General features: G+C 55.0%; 16 protein-coding genes and 2 pseudogenes. 8 read left to right on the plus strand and 10 right to left on the minus strand.

Going from position 1 to position 16605, the window contains the following annotated elements:
* Positions 1-118 precede the first annotated feature (118 nt).
* Positions 119-322 (minus strand): annotated as a pseudogene (locus OHL14_RS06110) (DUF1738 domain-containing protein); the annotation flags it as partial.
* A gap of 318 nt (positions 323-640) precedes the next feature.
* On the opposite strand from OHL14_RS06110, the gene OHL14_RS06115 reads away from it, so the two are divergent.
* Positions 641-1804, plus strand: coding sequence for an IS481 family transposase (locus tag OHL14_RS06115; protein WP_396270987.1), 1164 nt, complete (start codon positions 641-643; stop codon positions 1802-1804).
* Positions 1805-1884: 80 nt separating this feature from the next.
* On the opposite strand, the gene OHL14_RS06120 is transcribed toward OHL14_RS06115, so the two are convergent.
* Positions 1885-2133, minus strand: coding sequence for a helix-turn-helix domain-containing protein (locus tag OHL14_RS06120; protein ID WP_263378448.1), 249 nt, complete (start codon positions 2131-2133; stop codon positions 1885-1887).
* A gap of 176 nt (positions 2134-2309) precedes the next feature.
* Here OHL14_RS06120 and OHL14_RS06125 point away from each other — a divergent pair, with 176 nt between their 5' ends.
* Both OHL14_RS06125 and OHL14_RS06130 read left to right on the plus strand, forming a co-directional pair.
* Complete coding sequence (locus OHL14_RS06125) at positions 2310-2606, plus strand: hypothetical protein (RefSeq protein WP_263378449.1); 297 nt, start codon at positions 2310-2312, stop codon at positions 2604-2606.
* Between the two features lie 342 nt (positions 2607-2948).
* Positions 2949-3419, plus strand: coding sequence for a DUF1643 domain-containing protein (locus tag OHL14_RS06130; protein WP_263378450.1), 471 nt, complete (start codon positions 2949-2951; stop codon positions 3417-3419).
* An 8-nt stretch (positions 3420-3427) separates the two neighbouring features.
* Here OHL14_RS06130 and OHL14_RS06135 read toward each other — a convergent pair whose 3' ends face one another.
* The 3 genes from OHL14_RS06135 to OHL14_RS06145 are packed head-to-tail and all read right to left on the minus strand — an operon-like array spanning position 3428 to position 4743.
* On the minus strand, positions 3428-3826 hold the full coding sequence (locus tag OHL14_RS06135) for a hypothetical protein (RefSeq protein WP_263378451.1): 399 nt from the start codon (positions 3824-3826) through the stop codon (positions 3428-3430).
* Complete coding sequence (locus OHL14_RS06140) at positions 3823-4245, minus strand: hypothetical protein (RefSeq protein WP_263378452.1); 423 nt, start codon at positions 4243-4245, stop codon at positions 3823-3825. Before OHL14_RS06140 ends, OHL14_RS06135 begins: the two co-directional genes overlap by 4 nt.
* A 48-nt stretch (positions 4246-4293) precedes the next feature.
* Positions 4294-4743 (minus strand): hypothetical protein, encoded by a 450-nt coding sequence (locus tag OHL14_RS06145; protein ID WP_263378453.1) that lies wholly within the window; start codon positions 4741-4743, stop codon positions 4294-4296.
* An 858-nt stretch (positions 4744-5601) separates the two neighbouring features.
* Between OHL14_RS06145 and OHL14_RS06150 the strand changes: the two genes are divergently transcribed.
* Positions 5602-5793, plus strand: coding sequence for a hypothetical protein (locus tag OHL14_RS06150; RefSeq protein WP_263378454.1), 192 nt, complete (start codon positions 5602-5604; stop codon positions 5791-5793).
* Between the two features lie 340 nt (positions 5794-6133).
* Here the strand turns inward: OHL14_RS06150 and OHL14_RS20200 are convergent, their stop codons facing one another.
* Together OHL14_RS20200 and OHL14_RS20205 are read right to left on the minus strand one after the other, a co-directional pair.
* Entirely contained in the window at positions 6134-6340 is a 207-nt protein-coding gene (locus tag OHL14_RS20200) for a DUF6362 family protein (RefSeq protein WP_396271063.1), read from the minus strand.
* Positions 6331-6561 (minus strand): annotated as a pseudogene (locus OHL14_RS20205) (DUF6362 family protein); the annotation flags it as partial. The pseudogene OHL14_RS20205 and the gene OHL14_RS20200, both read right to left, overlap by 10 nt.
* 110 nt (positions 6562-6671) lie before the next feature.
* Between OHL14_RS20205 and OHL14_RS06160 the strand changes: the two are divergent.
* On the plus strand, positions 6672-9086 hold the full coding sequence (locus OHL14_RS06160; RefSeq protein WP_263378456.1) for a hypothetical protein: 2415 nt from the start codon (positions 6672-6674) through the stop codon (positions 9084-9086).
* A 50-nt stretch (positions 9087-9136) separates the two neighbouring features.
* Positions 9137-9529, plus strand: a complete 393-nt coding sequence (locus OHL14_RS06165) for a hypothetical protein (RefSeq protein WP_263378457.1) — start codon at positions 9137-9139, stop codon at positions 9527-9529.
* Between the two features lie 458 nt (positions 9530-9987).
* On the opposite strand, the gene OHL14_RS06170 is transcribed toward OHL14_RS06165, so the two are convergent.
* Positions 9988-10341 carry a hypothetical protein gene (locus tag OHL14_RS06170; RefSeq protein WP_263378458.1) on the minus strand — a complete coding sequence of 118 codons (354 nt, stop codon included), beginning with the start codon at positions 10339-10341 and terminating at the stop codon, positions 9988-9990.
* Positions 10342-10622: 281 nt separating this feature from the next.
* Between OHL14_RS06170 and OHL14_RS06175 the strand changes: the two genes are divergently transcribed.
* Entirely contained in the window at positions 10623-11162 is a 540-nt protein-coding gene (locus tag OHL14_RS06175; protein WP_263378459.1) for a hypothetical protein, read from the plus strand.
* Between the two features lie 196 nt (positions 11163-11358).
* Here OHL14_RS06175 and OHL14_RS06180 read toward each other — a convergent pair whose 3' ends face one another.
* A complete protein-coding gene (locus OHL14_RS06180) occupies positions 11359-12273 on the minus strand; it encodes a hypothetical protein (RefSeq protein WP_263378460.1) in 915 nt (304 codons plus the stop codon).
* Between the two features lie 384 nt (positions 12274-12657).
* Here OHL14_RS06180 and OHL14_RS20210 point away from each other — a divergent pair, with 384 nt between their 5' ends.
* The gene (locus tag OHL14_RS20210) at positions 12658-12813 is read left to right on the plus strand and encodes a hypothetical protein (RefSeq protein ID WP_396271064.1); all 156 of its coding nucleotides are present in this window, start codon (positions 12658-12660) and stop codon (positions 12811-12813) included.
* A gap of 1667 nt (positions 12814-14480) precedes the next feature.
* Here OHL14_RS20210 and OHL14_RS06185 read toward each other — a convergent pair.
* Entirely contained in the window at positions 14481-16604 is a 2124-nt protein-coding gene (locus OHL14_RS06185; RefSeq protein ID WP_263378461.1) for a hypothetical protein, read from the minus strand.
* Between the last annotated feature and the right edge of the window lies 1 nt (position 16605).

The following is a 16605-nucleotide window of genomic DNA, read 5'->3' on the forward strand; positions in this document are numbered from 1 at the left end:
CCGTCCATAGAGCCGTCCGCCTCATCCATACTGGCCGCCGTTCTCCATCGCGCGTCACCAGCAACGCCCAAACCCCTATGTTTATTGACGCCAGCGAGGTATAGCACTATGTCACTGCTTTCTGCCGGGCGATCTCCAGCACATTCCCAAAGCTGTAGTTGTGGAAACGGCTCATAGCCGTGAGGTAGTTAGTGAAGGCATCCGACTTTCCGGCATCCAACTGCTCAATCAAGAGCTTGATGTTGGCGGTGATGAGTTCCTGTTTGGTGATGGGCTTCTTGCTGTCGATGGCGGTGACGTTGCTATTTGCGTTGCTGCTCATGGCGTCTTCTCCTTGGTGTTTGGCTTTTGCACTTCCGCGTTGAAACGCGGCATGTACATGCCGAACGCCACCTGGCGAAGGCGGGGGTAGCAAGCGTCAAGGGGAGCGGGTATCACCCACCCGCAGCAAAGCGGAGGGCGCGGCTTCATCGCGTGATTTTTGCGCAGCAAAAATTATGGGGAAACCCCTTGACGCGCGCGTGGGGCAGGGCCCTGAGCGTACTTAGCACTTCCGTTACAAATCAGACCGGAGACATGGTTTACAGCGGAGCGCGACGGTTACGAATCCTCAGCATTTGGGCACATACGACGATGTTGTATGCCCTGGAAAGAGCTTCGGATCATGGATCAACGCCTGCAGTTTTTGTCGAGTTATCAGAAGGAAGAGATGTCGGTAGCGGACCTGTGCCGCGCCTATGGGATCTCGCGCCCCACAGCCTACCGCTGGATCAACCGTTACAACGAGGCAGGGCCGGAAGGACTCGTGGATCGAAGCAGTCGGCCGCATAGTTGCTCGCACGCGACGCTCGAGCCCATTGAGAACACGATTCTTGTCCTTCGGGCGAAGCACCCTTCGTGGGGCGCTCGTAAGTTGAAGGCAAGGCTGGAAATGCTACAGCCGGACGTGGTGTGGCCTGCGGCTAGTACTTTCGGCAACATCCTGAGCCGCGCGGGCCTGACCAGTCCTCAAAAGAAGCGGAAGCGCACAACACCATGTTCAGAGCCGTTTTCTCTCGTCACCGGTCCGAATCAACTGTGGTGCATGGATTTCAAAGGGTACTTCGCCACAGGCGACGGCAAGCGTTGCGATCCGTTCACCATCACTGACGCACACAGTCGTTATTTGATTCGTTGCCAGATCGTCTCGCGCATGGATTTGAGCCAAGTCCGGGCGATCTGCGAAGCAGCGATGCGGGAGTACGGGATGCCAGCGCGAATCAGAACAGACAACGGCGCACCGTTTGCGGGTACCGGGCTGCTAGGGCTGTCGAAGCTCTCGCTCGGATGGATGAAACTCGGAATCGTCCATGAGCGTATTCAAGCAGGTCGACCGCAACAAAACGGCCGCCACGAGCGGATGCATCGCACGTTGAAAGAGGACACGACTAAACCACCCGCGGCATCCCTTCGAGCACAGCAGAGCCGCTTCGATAACTTCCGCTATGTGTTTAATCACGAGCGCCCGCATGAGGGCCTAAACAACCAGGTTCCCGCGAGTCTGTACGTCCCGAGCGCAATACGACTGCCGAGCAAGCTGCCGGAGTTCACGTACCCGAAGGGTCTGCAACTGCGACGAGTGAACAATAGCGGCGACATCAGCTGGCACAAGAAGAGAATCTTTATAAGCGAGGTATTTCGCTTCGAAGAGTTGGGAGTCGAGTTGATCACTCCAGGGTTCTATAGAGTCTTCTTTCGAGACATGGAGATAGGAGAACTGGATTCAGAAGAGCTTCGCTTCAGAGCTGCGCGAAGAGTGCTCTGAGCTGTCAGTGAGTGCATTGGCCTGTAGGCGACAACTGAGGCCCTTTGAGGGTGCACTTCTGACAAGCCGACTTCTCCTGCTTATGCTGAAGACCGCAGGATTTGGACATCTCGTCCGGGCGGCTGGCCGAAGAAGCGCTTGTATTCCCGATTGAACTGGCTTGGACTTTCGTTCCCCACTTCAAATGCCGCACTCGCGACGTCCATCTTTTCTGTAAACATCTTCTGACGCGCAGCGTGCAGGCGTAGCTGCTTCTGAAACTGGAGCGGGCTCATGGCCGTGAGGCCTCGAAAGTGATGATGGAGGGTCGATCGACCCATCCCAGTCATGGACGCGAGATCATGCACATTCAATGCTTTCGCAAAGTTGTCACGAAGCCAGGCGACTGCTTTGGCCGTCCTGTAATCCTGATCTGCGAGGGTGGCAACGGAACGCAGCCGAGCGCCCTGGGGTTCCCGCCAAGCAGGAAGCTTTGTGGGACTGGTGCTTCAAACAGAAAGATGCCGTGCTCCTAGATCTTTTGGCATTCTGCGTCTCGCGTTCCGTCGATGCGATCCAGCGCAACCATGAACGTCCTGAGAGCCAGCGCTTCGCGGAAGCCGAAAAACTGGCCAGCGCCATCGGCCTAAACATGAACGATTGGTTCAAGGCCACTGCCGAGAACTACTTCGGACGTGTCAGCAAGCCGCTGATTATGGATGCGTTGAAGCAAGCCGCCATCGAGATCACGCCAGCGATGGAGAAGGCGAAAAAGAGCGAGCTTGCCACGATTGCCGAGCGCGAAGTTGGCAAGACGAAGTGACTACCGGAACTGTCGCGGGGGCCAGCGCCATGAGTCCGATTGCCGAATCTCCAAACAAGGCAAGCCTCTTGCTGAAGAAGCGCGGCTATTGGTATAGGCCCAACGCTCAGGGTTACACGAGTCATCTTTGGGACGCGGGCTGTTCACGAAGAAAGAAGCAATGTCGCACAAGATTACTACTTACCGAGGACGGAACCGGTACGAAAACAATGTCTATGCAGTTCCGCTGAAGAAAGTCATCGGTGGAATTGAGCGAGATTTACGTTGTGCTCTCGACGAGGCCAAGGCTCTTGACGAAAAGTTGCTGATAGCGACAGGACATCCAATCAGAGACAATAAAGCATGAGCGCGACCATCTCCAAGTGCGGTAAGTACCGCTACCGGCTTGAGCGAACGATTGGACCCACCACGAAAACCTGCCTGTTCATCATGCTCAATCCCTCCACGGCCGACGCGACGCTCGACGACCTGACAATCAAGCGTTGCATGCGCTTTGCGAAAGACTGCGGATACGGCAGGATGATCGTCGGAAACCTGTTTGCTTTCCGCACCACGTACCCAACTGAACTCAAGGTTGCAGCTAAACCTGAAGGCCTCCACAACCTACGTCATCTGAAAGCTATGTGCGACGAAGCCGACATGGTGATTGCGGCATGGGGCGAGGACGGAAAACACTTCGGCCAGGACAAGAAGATACTCGCGCAGCTCAAGGAGTGGGGTGTAGAGCTGCACGCATTGAAGCTGACCAAGGACGGCCATCCGCGCCATCCTAGCCGTCTAAGCGCAGCACTTAGGCCGCAACCTTGGGCATGAAGACCGCGCTAGTCAGATGTAACGCCCAAGGTCTTTTCTATGCGCTTCAAGGATGCTTCATAAGCCGCATTCTCTTCAAATGTCATATGCACATCCAGGCGATCGCCGTACTGCCTATACATCTGAACGAACTCGGAACCAAGACGCCGTCTTGCCGCATTAGGGGTTCCGCTTTTGCTATAAAGCCGCTTGAGCGCAAGGCGCGCGAAAAGAATGAGTATAAAGAGATCCCCAATGTCGAATAATGTTGATAGAGGACGTGACGTGTGCGCCAATGACCAGTCGTCAAAGAACACGTGCCGCAGAACCTCTTGTGTGCTGACAATGGCGAAAATTATGGCGAGCTCGTGCAGCCGCCATGAGGGCTCAGAATCTTCATATTCGATTCGGTTCGTGCGTTCTTTCATACATCACTCCCGGAAAGAATGGCTTCTACTTGCTCAGTAAGCCGCAAAAAATCGGCGCCAGATCTGGGTTTAGGCGTAGTCATAATCAGAGCCGTTGCCCGTCGAATACGAGTTGTATCTTCAAGCTGCTTTTCGATAGTGTGCTGTTGCATCAGCATCAGGTTCTGAGGCTTTTTGAAGACGAGAATTGCGACCGTAACTGTGACGGCGACGATCACAACAGCCATCGAAAGGCAGAGCGTTATGACTGTCGCGTCGGAATGTTTGCCAACGAGTAGGGCTGTTCCAACGGTTCCTTCGTACACAGCGAGCGCGGCTCCGAAAAAGACCAGCGGATGGGTGAGCCGTGCCAGCCAAGAAATGTCCGAAGCCTTCTTCGCGGGTGCCTTTCCGTCGATCTGTTTGGTGTTCGGAGCCATACGGATCATTATGCAATAGCGCCATTGCTGGCGTGAACTAAAGACGGCTCACAACGGCTCGATGGCTTGACCGACGAGCGCCAATACGGTGCCGATCACGTATAAGCTCAGATAAAACCAGAAAAAATGTGTAGCAGAATGGCCAGCATCTATCAGGCCGTTCACCTCGATGCCGCTCGCGTCCTCGACAACTTTGTTGTACTGGTCCATGAACGCATTAAAGCTTGGGAGATCGCTTACGTTACTCGCAATCGACCGGAGCTTGCCGAGTGTTTCAGTGACGGACTTCTTGTCTTGAGGTGACGTGGCCATCATGCCGACGCGACCTTGGTAAAGCTGTTCCGCCGCGAGGTGCAGATAGTAGCCCGAATTCCCCCCTTGACCTTGGCTGGCGTAGTAGAGGTTTTCGTAACCGAGCGCCTTCATGTGCGTGCGGCTGCTCAGTTCGGCTGCCTGCGTGCGTTCCGTCTCCAGGGCGGATTCGTGGTTCTGATACATCTGGAAACCGAAGCCTAGCAGCACGAGAAGCGCACCCCAAAACTTTAGCCATTTAGCCTGTCTCTTGCGTGGCGGAACTAGCGGAGAGGGAGAGTGGCCTTGCGGCTGTTTGGCTGGATTCGTGTTCTTTTGCTTTCGTGTCATTCCGCGCTCTATTCCTTGTCAAGAAGGAGTTCAAGAACAGGATAATCGTGTGGGATGATGACTTGCAGCCGTTTCGCCTAGATTGAAAGACACCTGAGCCAGACACACCGTACAAGGGCATCGTTGATGCCCTTGGGATGCTTGGTTGCGTTGATTGCGCTGATCGCATCGTCGCAACTTGCAATGAGCGAGTCCTTCCTCTCGGAGCGTGGCGCACCGCAAGCAGCGTCAGCAGAAAAGCTGGCGTACTAAAAGCTGTCAGGGATTACAACGATTTCGTCGAACACCCCAAAGGCCACGTTTACAACGCGCGACCCAAGGAACGGAAGCTGGAGCTCTTCTATTTGTCCGCCCAAGCCGTGATCACTTCGCTCAAGGTTTACGAATTCGCTGATGACCGGAACGCGAACGGAGAGGTAAACGAGTGGAGACTTTGGTTAGATATTCGCCAGCAGCAACTGCATTGCTAACCAATAGTGATGAGGCGGCATTGGGATGCACAAAGGTGACTGCGCCCTCTGTGAAGCGCCATCTTCTTTACGCTTGGGTTTAGGTGTCCATCCGGCCTCCAAAACCAAAAACACGCAGAAGATCATTTCGCGAAAGCGAAGATGATCTTGCGTCTTTTTTCCTAAAGGGCTCGCTAAAGATGGCGCATCACAGAGGGCAAAACTTCGCTAGGGCTCTCGCTCATTGAACAGCGGAGAACGTCCAATGCCAGCCGAAAAGCAAACCTTCTACTGCCCCCAAGGTCACAACGTCATCGACGCGACCGAGCCGCCAGAATGTGCATCGTGCGGCAGCTATATGACGCTCGACGACACGGGTTTCTACCAAGTCGTCCAGCGCAACGAGGACGAGGGGATAGCCGAAGCCGAGCACGCCATCACCAAGCCGAAGGCCTGAACGATGGCCTACGATCTTTACGGAAAAGCTCCCACATCCCCCGAAGGCGAACAGTTCCGCCGGGCTGTAGGCAGATGGTCGCCACTTGTTGAAGTCTGCTACGAAATGGCCCCGTGGCAGACGAGACGCTGCCGGGACAGGTACGACCAAGAAGGCACCAGAGGCCTGAGCAAAAAGAACGCCATCAAGCTTGCCCTGCGTCTCAAATACCAGTTGCTCATGGGGCGCGTTAGGCCGTTCATGGACAGGTTTTCAGGAGAGGCGAGCGGCTACCGTACCGATGAGTGCGTGCATCCCCATCCCGCCTGAAATCTGTTTCGGGTGTAAAGAACAAATATGTTCACGCGCGCGAAAGCTCAATTTTCTGTAAAGGCCGACTATTCTGTAGTCCCGTCATAATAGTCATTAGGGCATTGCGGTAGTCGTTATGCAGCTTTGTCCGGCTATGGCCGAAACGCTGTTCAATGCGCTTCCAGCGAACGCGATTGGCGCGCAGCCAAACGAGCTTCCGCTCGTAATCAGGATGGGGCGCAAGATGGTGAGCCAGAGAAGCGCCTCATCCATTTCCGTGATGTGGCGGGCCGAAGGAGGCCCCATGCGCACGGTTGCGTCATTGTAGCCGTAGGATTCGTGGAATTCGTTGATGGTCGCCGGCCAGTTGCTCTTGAAACCCTGAACGGTCACCTTTGGCAAGCGGCGCAGAGTATACGCGGCTTCCTCAAGACGATCCGCAATGGAGACCATGGTGAGCTTGTCGCTTGGCTTCATCGCAACTCGCAGGAAGGGTTTACAGCTTTTACTACCGTTTTTTGGTCTTTACAAGCGCATTATGCGCCGCGGGCGCGTTGTGTCCTGTGCTCCTGTATGCTGCTGCCACGATGATCCCGCAATCATGGAAGACCTCTGCGACTCCGACCCAACGATTCCAGACGTTCGTTACGCGTCTTCGCCCGCATCGCATCGCCGTTCTGACCAATATCGCGGAGGGAGACTGGCAGCGGAGCTGCCTGCGAATCATCGAGTTCCTTAGCCAGATTTGGGGAGGCGCGCACTCCCTTATTGTTCCGACCGATGGCGAGACAATCAGCGACACGTTTTGGGAGATGCTGTCTTCGTTCGATGCCGACATCATCTTCTACTACAAGAGAACCGGCTTCGACTTCAGCATCGAGAAGCCCGAGCGGGCCGAAGAGTATATGGCGGCGCGAATACGTGACATGATTTCACAGGGTTTCGATTCTGTACGCGCCGATGAAGAAGTGCGGAGAGACTTCCCGCGATGCACCCTAGACGATGGTTTCGAAATCTCCGAGACATTGACGAAGCAGATCCACCTTCGGCTTAGCCCGCTGCACATAGAGGATTACTTCCGGATCAATTACTTCAGCGCCAATGATGCGCCCAGCTACCCGCTTACTGCGGTCGCTGATGTCATTCCCGCAATCGATAGCGGAACCGATCACGTGTTCGACGTCATAAACAATGCCCCCGACACCCTTTCCACGCCGCCGCCTCTGTGGCTGCTAGCCGAAGCCGGTATCGCGAACGCGACTTACCAGCGCGTGCTCGACGATAAAGGCGTCAAAACCGTTCCCAAGTTTCTGAACACCGATGGAGAAAGCGATCTAATCCGCTGGGGCATAAACCCGTCAGTGGCTTTCGGGCGCAATTCTCCGTTCGCTCTGTCATTGCTTGGACTGAGGAGCGTGCGGGCAACGCGATCTATGCGACACGAGGTGCCGTCCATCCTCATCGTTGGAGAAACGCTTGCGGATTTCTGTCTGTACTACGGGCTTTCACGGCTACACGGTCGCGCGGTATGGGCTCCGGATTGGTTCATGCCAAGCCCAACTGCCTACCCGCAGCGTTTGCTATCCGTAGCTCGCAAGCTCTCGGATATGGGGAGGCACGAACACAGCAAGGGCATCGCGATCATGAGCGCTTCACTCCCGCGAGCAGACCTCGAAGCGCTAGTGCAGACCCTTACCCAGCCTGTGCAGCTCTCGCAATTCAGCGTGTCGGATGCGCTTGATCCTGTAACAGTACGAGCTTTGGTCGAACACCCAACGCTTTGGTACATCGCGAAAAACACGGAGCGCATGACGACTCACATGCTCCTGAATGACCAGCTGCCAGGCACATTCGAATCGCCTGTCCCCTCGATTTTGAACGAAATAGATTCGCACAACCACCGGTGGCTCGTAGAGCTGATGTTCGACGGGCATCTTACGCCGCGGCACCCCGCGCTAGGAGGCAGTCTCGTTACCGGCCCGAATGTCGGCGAAGTACGCGCGGCAACGAACGGCGCCACCTATATGTGTCCGGGCGCGTTCGTCATGGGCTCAGACATCGAGCTGCAGATCCTCCGGCCCACCATAGCCGTTCCCGATGCCGAGCGCATCTTTCGGATCGCTCTTGCCAGCTGCGGATACGAATGCAAGGTTTCCGACAAAGGAGCTTATGCCCAGGCTACGGTCGAGAAGTTCGGCGGTCTGCGAGAACTCGCGCAGGCGTTCCGTCACGGCCATCTCTGGGCTCTCTTCCAGAAATTCCTAGATGAAAAGAAGCCGGGCGACGGCGTGCATGACGACGGTGTTTTCCTCCGAGACAAACGTCGCTACCTAAACTTCGCTTGCTTCACGAAGATTTTGGGCGATGCGGCCTTCGCGGGCAGAATTATCGACGAGTACATCGCGAAGGGCATCCTGTACCGGGGCTTTGTCCTTCATTGTAAGCGTTGTGACGACACCTCATGGTTTTCCGTCGATGAGCTGAGTCAGCAGTTCACCTGCCGCCGTTGCGGAACGGCCCAGCAATACGAGCGGTCGAGCTGGCGTCACCCAGACGAGCCTTCGTGGTTCTATAAGCTCGACGAGATCGTGTATCAAACCGTGGTGCATGACGGACACGTCCCGATACTGGCCTTGGACACGATGCGCGCCAAATCGCGCGGCAGCTTCATATTCTCCCCGGAACTAGCGATTCGCAGCTTTGGCGCAAGCGAATGGGAGTTGGAGATCGACATCGCTTGCATCGCCAACGGCAAGATGTTCATCGGCGAAGCAAAGAGCAATGCCTCTCTCAAAACAGACACGAAATCGCCAAAGAAGATCGCCAACAAATACAGACATCTTGCGGAGGTCATAAGCGCCAGCGGCGTCATCTTCAGTACGAGCCAGCTTAGTTGGGACGCTACAAGCACACAAGCGATCGACGAGCAGTTCGCACCCTACCCGTACCTCACGGTTCGGCGCCTATGCGAAGCAGACCTGTACGCGCAGCCTCCGGCATAATGTTTGCGCAGTCCTGATAGGATTCGAGCGAAGCAACGTATCGAGGAATTATGGCAAATGAACTCGCAATCACCGTCCCCGCTCTGCTTGGTCTTCTGGCCTACTTTCAGCATGACCGTCATCACGATGAAGACCATGGTCTGAAGACGGATGAGAAGCGGAAAGATGCCTTGCAGGCCATGCAGCTCGCACTCGCGACGACGATCAAGTACCAAGAAGCGCAGCCCAACGGTGTTGATCGAGAGAAAGAGAACGAGCTGGCTGATCTTTGGCGGACGGCAGCGATCAAGTCGCAAACCTACATCGGCGAAGCAACGCCTTGGAATCTTGAGAAGGCGACCTACTGGAGCAACCGGCTGAAAGAGCCTGATGAAAGCCTCCGAGAGAGGCAACTCGACATCGCATCGGTTCAGAAGCGGATTGACGACCTGATCCTTCAGTAGCAAAAAGGCATAGTTCCGCTTTCCGCGAGTCCTGCCTGCCTGTCGGCACGCACGCGGAGCTGAGGAGCTATCTCTTGACTGCCTATCGCCAGGACTGCATTTTGTTATCGAGGAGCCTTACCCCGCTGCCCCGTTGACGTCCCAACGGCAGGTCTTCTGGCATGTGTCTGTCCTGTCTATCCTGAACCCCAATAGCGGCAATTCAGGCGGTCGGAAATCCTTTGCGGGCAAAGAACCGGGCAATCTTACCCCGTGGTATGCCGCAACGGGTCTCTACGGCGAGGAACACATCGATATTGCTTTTTGATTGGGGCCACGCTACAAAGAGCGCGCCTGTTTGCAGCAGGCAATACTGTTCGGGACTGCTCCTACAGACCGAACGGTTTCTTGATAGAGCACCCCGTTGCTCCCGTCAAGGACGTAAACGTCAACGATAGGCGTGACCAGGGAGAGACCTGCTATTTCTGAATCAGGTAAGGCTTGATGGTTCGCTCGTTCTTGAACCGCCCGCTGATTCGGTAACCGTATTTTGGGATGATGTGTTCAGGCTGCAGGGCCTCGCGGGGTATCCGAGCAATCTGAACAGGCGCATCCCCGACCAAGTAAACGACGCATAGTTCATCGGCCACCAGTTGCAGGGTGTCCCGGTCAATCTCCGTCGCGTAGAGGTCGGGTATCTGGTAAAGCTTCGAACAGCCCTTCACTTCGACGCGCAGCGTGTGATCGTCTTTCTCCAGATAGAGGTCATACCCCATGTGGTTTCCACGCGCATGCGAGACATTTGTGATGATGTATCTGAGCCGTTCGTACATCTTTTCGGCTTCCGCAGGGCGCGGAGTTCGATTCGTTCTTCCATCTTTTAGCGCTCCCGCAAACAGCCTATCCGAAGCGACGCCGCGAAGCGTGCGCCCGCACGCTGACGCGAAGCGGCGGAGCGCTCACCTTCCTTGCGGTCTTATGACCACGCGCGCAAGCGCGCCTTCGGAAGCAGGTATATACTTATCAAGCAGGCACGGCTCGTCCGGTTTGCAACTTCGGCTACGGTCGAAGCAATTCCACGGCGTCTATCCATGGCGCGCAGAGGTTACACCACATGGCTTTGCACATGAATAAGGGCACGTCTGTCCCCACGACGCCTGAACCGCAAGATCCCCTCGACAACCTATCCGAAACGGCCAAAACCGTCAGTGCTGCAACTCGTAAGCTTTCCGAAGCGGTCGAGCAGCTGAACGAAGCCCTTAAGAAGCTCAACCTCGGCGTGGCTGCTTGGGTGGTGACGTGTCACGGCCCCGATATCCCCGGCATGGTCGAGGAAACCGAGGAAGTTGGCTACGCTAGGGTCAAAGGCAAATGGGGCGTCTGTCTCAGGCGAACGATCGAACACGCCGGACCCGATCCCGATGTGACCGAGTGGCACTTTTCCGAGGCACCCCGCGATATCCGCCAACGTGCTGCAGGGTCGCTGTCCAAGATCGTTCCGGCCTTGCAGAAAGAAGCTGCAAAAACAGCGTCAGAACTTGATGCGCATGCCGATGACGCCTTAAAGCTAGCACAGAACATTCTTGCGGCCGCCACCAAGTCGAAAACACCCGTCTCGCTCAATCCGGCGACGTTTCAGCGGGAGGTGAAGTGATGATTTCCATTTCACTATCGACCGCCCAAAGCATTCTTGCCTTCTCAGCGTTCTGTGTTGGAATAGGCGCTATTATCGTTGCGCTCTTTCGAATGAATATCGTTCGTGCAGCGGGCGTCTACAAGGGTGCTAGGCTTTCGCTTGAAGCGACGAATCAGGGTCGCAAGCCGAAGCGCCGCCGGCCTCCCAAGCCGCCTCAACTGCCGAAAGCGTAGGGTCTCATCGGAACGCCGTGCGTGCGTAGCGCGGCGTCAGCCTCGTCAAGCGTGTAGACGACTTCGCAAGGAAATCCCATTGCGGGTAGGTCGGCCATCATGTTGACTTTGACATCTGTGACTTTGTTCGCATCCGCTTTGCATTCTAGGAATAGCGTGCGTCCGCCCGTCCAGTGCAGCCGAGGGTCAGGATCGCCGACTTCCATGCCCATCCGCTTCAGCTTTGCGATATACGCGAAGACGTTCTTGCTGCCGCCGAGATAGGTGCCATTCAAAATGTGAAGACCCGCACGCCCGGACAGAACCTCCGGATGAAATCGACGATGCAAGTTTGCAGCGATTCCTCTGGCTTGAGGCGTTTCATCGGGAAGCGAGCATGGACGGCTCATCATCGAAGCCAGAAAAGACGAGTTGGGACGGGAGATCAAGACCCCAGCAAACCGTGCTGTCGCGAACCACGCACTTGAGCCTTTGCCCGAGGGCGTCTCAAAATTCACGCGCTTCGCCATGAAGATGACCTGAATGCCGCGCTCATGGAACAGCCTCTGTCGCTCCTTGCTATCGAACGTGGTGAGGGGCATCAACAGCGCGAATGGCTTGCCAAACTCGTAACAGCGAGCCAGAAACTTCTGCTTTACCGAGAACGGTGGGTTAGTGACGATTGCATTGAAGCGCCCGAGGTCGTAGCTCAGGAAGTCGTAGCCTTCGATGATGTCGGTACCGCTTGCTTGGAATCCGCGATCCCAGAAACCTTTCAGTAGATTGCCCTCGCCGCACGACGGCTCCCAAATTTCCCATTTCCGGTCGAGATATGGGATCAGCGGGTCGAGCGCCGACGCTGGCGTTTGGAACTTGTCAGGCGAACCAGCTCGCAGAGGCGGCTTACTCGATTTCATGGGCCGCGTGACAGTACGCGATACCGCCACATCCCGCGCCGCTCCGTTCCAGGTACACGCTCGCTCTGCATGCGGTAATACTGCGAAAGGTATTCGTCGCCATTGAAAGCACGTAGACGAGCGCTGATCGAAGCTTCGGGATCACGCGTGAGATCCGCAATCTCGCGCAGGGAGCGCTACTGCCCATCCTGCATAGCCTCGAGCACACGGCGCTGTTGCTCGCCAAGACGTTCGCAATCGAAAGCGGCATTATAGGTTTCGCCCTTCGCGTGAATGTTCGGAAGCGGAGCGCGATACCCTTCTAATGGCCATCGACGCTCTCTTTGTGCGCGAAGGAACGCATCTTGTCGCTGCTGACTACTCAGCGCAAAAGCCATTGCGACCATCAAGCTCAAGGAGACTGTCACGGCGACCATCCGGCGTCCGCGCAACCCCAAACACCACCGAAAGCTTTGGGCGCTGCTTACCGTCGTATTCGAGAACCAGACAGGCTTTGCGACGAAGGAAGACCAGAGGACAGGATTCACTAAGTACCGCTAGTTGCTGTGAGACGCCTCATAAATTTGTATCCTGTAACGAAAGCGATGGTTACGGTCAACGTGATTGCTAAAGCTTGTAGCCAATGATTGGATTCCTCCCCTCGTTCTGGAGGGAGAGGAACATGGTCACTGCGACAGGAACGAGTCCCGATGTGGAATGGACTCGAAGTGCCACCCTTCAGGCGATCCGCGAAGCGCTTGCAGCGCCATGGGACGCAATTGCAACTATGAAAGAAGTGGATTCACGCCAAATCGCCAATGCACTCAACGACAACAATCACAACGAACACTTCCTCGCGAGCACGGCCCATTGCGCTGGTCGATGTAGCTGTAAACTCTGCTTCCCGGGCGAGAAGCAGGCCATGGAAATGACAGAGTATGGAAAGCATGGAAAGCCAAGAAACCGGCTTCCCACCCTTCCCACACTCTTTGGAAATCCCTTCAGGATTCCCACATTCCCACGGCCTCGACGACTGGATGTATGTCCTCATGCCCTTCTAGTCGATCCAGTGTTACCGCAAGGGGCTTGTAACGGATGTCTCAGGTCCACAGCGTAACGCATGTCCCGGTACACTCAGCCCCTAGCGAGGCTTGGTTTCCTTATGCGTGCGCGTTAGCGCACAGGAACTGTAGGGACGGCGTTGCGGGCAGGAACGGGCCCGCTAGAGGTAGGAGCAAAGACGCAGTATGCGGCTGCGGCGCGGGAGGAGACGTCCTCCCGGCAAAAAGAAGTTTGTACTAGTAACTTTTTACGCGCATCTGAAGAGCTACGAAGCTGCAGGAGAACACATGTCTACGGCTGCAACCGCTCGGAAATAGAAATGATAGTCTCGATCAATGTGGCAACTGGCCTAACACAAGGACCGGTCAAGGTTACACCGCATTCCAACGAGATCTCGCGAGAGGCCAAGTTCATATTGGAAGAACCTATATAGGCTCGATCCCTATCCGACAGCACGACCTTTGCGTGAAACGTCTCTATCGCGAGACTCTCCTTCGTTGGTCGTGGAATCGCATAACTGAATAGCTGAGAGTTGTTGCTACTAAAGTATGCCCTTCGTCGGGAGAGAAGAGTTCTGACCCTCTCTTCGGCAGCACGAACGATCAAGACACGCTGTACTGAACTCGCTGTGGTATCGAATAGACTAGCAATCCAGTCCAACCCAGGATCATCTACGAAGGGCGAAACGACGACCAATCTCTTGGAAGCACGACTTGCAAGATCAACCAGGTTATCTTTCGTATCGTCAAGACCAGCCCATGCGAAACCCTGCCTCGGAAGGTGCTCCATCAACTTGGACGGCCGCGATGGAGGGCTGAGTGTGACATCGACTTGATTTGTGTCTTTATGAGAGTGTCGAGCGTACGCGTAACCTTCGAGAAACGCTGCCTTTTCTTCAGCCTCAACGGAACTCAATGTGAGTCGAAGACCCGAAGGCTCCTCCTTGACGATGTGGATTGAAGTGAATGCCTTTAAGATTCCTCGAAGTTGTTCTCCAAACAGATTCGCCTCTCGTGCGATGTCTTCAATGAGTTCGTGACTTTGTGTCGATGGTGACAACCTACTCCAAGCGTCCAGCAGCCTCGAAGCACCGATCGGATTGAAGGACAGAGCATCTGCGACCGCTGAATTAGGGATATTGGATCGCTGTGCGGTACGCAAAACATTCATGTCCGTTGACTCCGGAAATAGCCTTGAATGGGTGACTTTACTGTGTCCCACCCAGGTGCTGAGCCTCCGCGCAGCGTAGAACGGCATAATAAGTTATTCCCCGCCAGACAAGAAACTTCGGGCGACATGATGCAGGCTGGACAAGCCGCACCTCGTTGATCGCATAAACTCCCGCTGTCACACCGCAACTTTCTGTCCGATAAGAGCTCTTCGAGAATTGTCGTTCCGTGATTTCGCCACATGGCCGATAGATTTCCCAAGTCTGGAGTCATGCCGCGTCGGTAGACAAGGAATGAGAGATCCGCAGGGAAAATGTATTCACCGAGTGACCCTTGCTCAAGGCCAGAGTATTCAACAAGAGCCTGGGCGAAATGGTGAGCAAACGTATGTAGCAGGAGATAGATATAACTGGTGCGCGTCCTCGGGACACTCGATTCCGAGCTTCGTTCTTTGTAGTCCTCTAAGAACGGACCAAAATCTTGGTATTCGGTAAGATAGGCGCCTCCGACACGACCAGGTCCGCCTGTGAATGGTGAGGCGAGGCCGTTCGATTCAAGCCACGCCACGACCCGGGCTTCGTTCAAACGAACATAAAATGCCTCGTTTTTCTGCTCTAGGACGTAGATCGGCCTCTTGTTCCGGTCAACGGCCTCAAATGCCTTGAGGCGAACCGGCATGTCCAAGTCTTTCTCTTTGGTTACTGGCGTTGAACTGACCCTGGTGTATCCAAAGCTGAACTCACAGATGTCCAGTCCGCGGAGAAGAACCACGTCGTCTACACCCAACTGACCGAAAGCCCGTGTGACAAAGGCCGAATATTGCTGTCTTGCGGACGTATCATCTTCGTCAATGAAGCACGTTTCAGGATTCTTCACCGAGATCGCCGGCAGGGTGGGGTCGGTGCCTTCACGACTGATACTCTCACTTACCAATGAGGCGTGCTCCACTGTTAAGCGAATAGGATTGTACCGGCGGGCCCAGGACTGACTGTTAAGTACTTGGCCTATAAGGATAGGAGAATCAACCCTCTGTTTTGCGATAAGGCCGGAAGATTGAAATTGATCATTCTTCTCAGCCAAAACTTTTTCGAGTGCGGCACGCCTATGTTCTTGGAGTCCGGGGATCGTCAAGATACCAAGCAATTGTTCATATTCATCTGCTTCATTTGCACGCCCATTCGCGCGTAACTGCCGCACAATCTCATCATGCGAAAGGGCGGTCCCTGGAAAGTCAAACGCAGTCATGATCTGAGCGACCAGATCCGCGCGGCGACTGGCAGTCAAGACACCCGTGGATTCAGAACTGTTGAAGATGATGAAGGTCTCGCGTTGGGTGTAATGCACGGACGATGCACGGTAGGAGACCGGCAACATATTCCACTCACGCTTTTGATTTCCCAGTCCATCCACGTGTCCCTGCCATAGCAGTTCTAAAGTTTCGCGGTCTTCCCGGACTATCTCTTTGGCTGTAAGACACTTGGTGCACTGAAATGCCCAGTCACCAAAAAAGGATGAGCCATTCTTAAGAAGCCGGTATTCTTCGTTGTCACAGGCTTTGCATCTGGCTACCGAGTTAACACGCCGGTTGGCATCGACTAGGAACCTTGAAGGACTCAACCCAGCATAATTACCAGACCAATGAGCGAAGACGACATCGAGTTGTCGGAAACGATGTGACTTGGATGATGATTTTGGACAGTCGACTCGTTTCGTCTCGAATTTCCAACGGCGTTCCAAATCTACGACGTCCTTGAACTCTGTCACAAGTCCGCATTCTGCACAGCTAAACACCAACGGGTCCGGCATGAAGCCGATGCGTGAGGGTTCTGTCAGTACGAATCTGTCTGAATCGACACGAGGCTCCATCTTGTAATCAAGAAAGACGTCCTCTAGACACTGCTGTGGAAGTACTGGTGGTTGCTGACGGCACGAACTCGCACGTTCGAACCAGTTCGAGACGAACTCATCTAGAATCTCGAACAGTTGGCGCGGAACTGCCGGAGACTTCACTGTGTACGGAGCTGCTTTCGGGATAGAGACGCAGCATCCAAGGCCACCTTCATAAGTGAACAGCGAGCCGGGCGAATAAGACGTCGTGATTTGCGTTTTAGATCTGTTCATC

This window comes from Granulicella paludicola (assembly GCF_025685545.1).
In the GTDB taxonomy this organism is placed as follows: domain Bacteria; phylum Acidobacteriota; class Terriglobia; order Terriglobales; family Acidobacteriaceae; genus Granulicella; species Granulicella paludicola.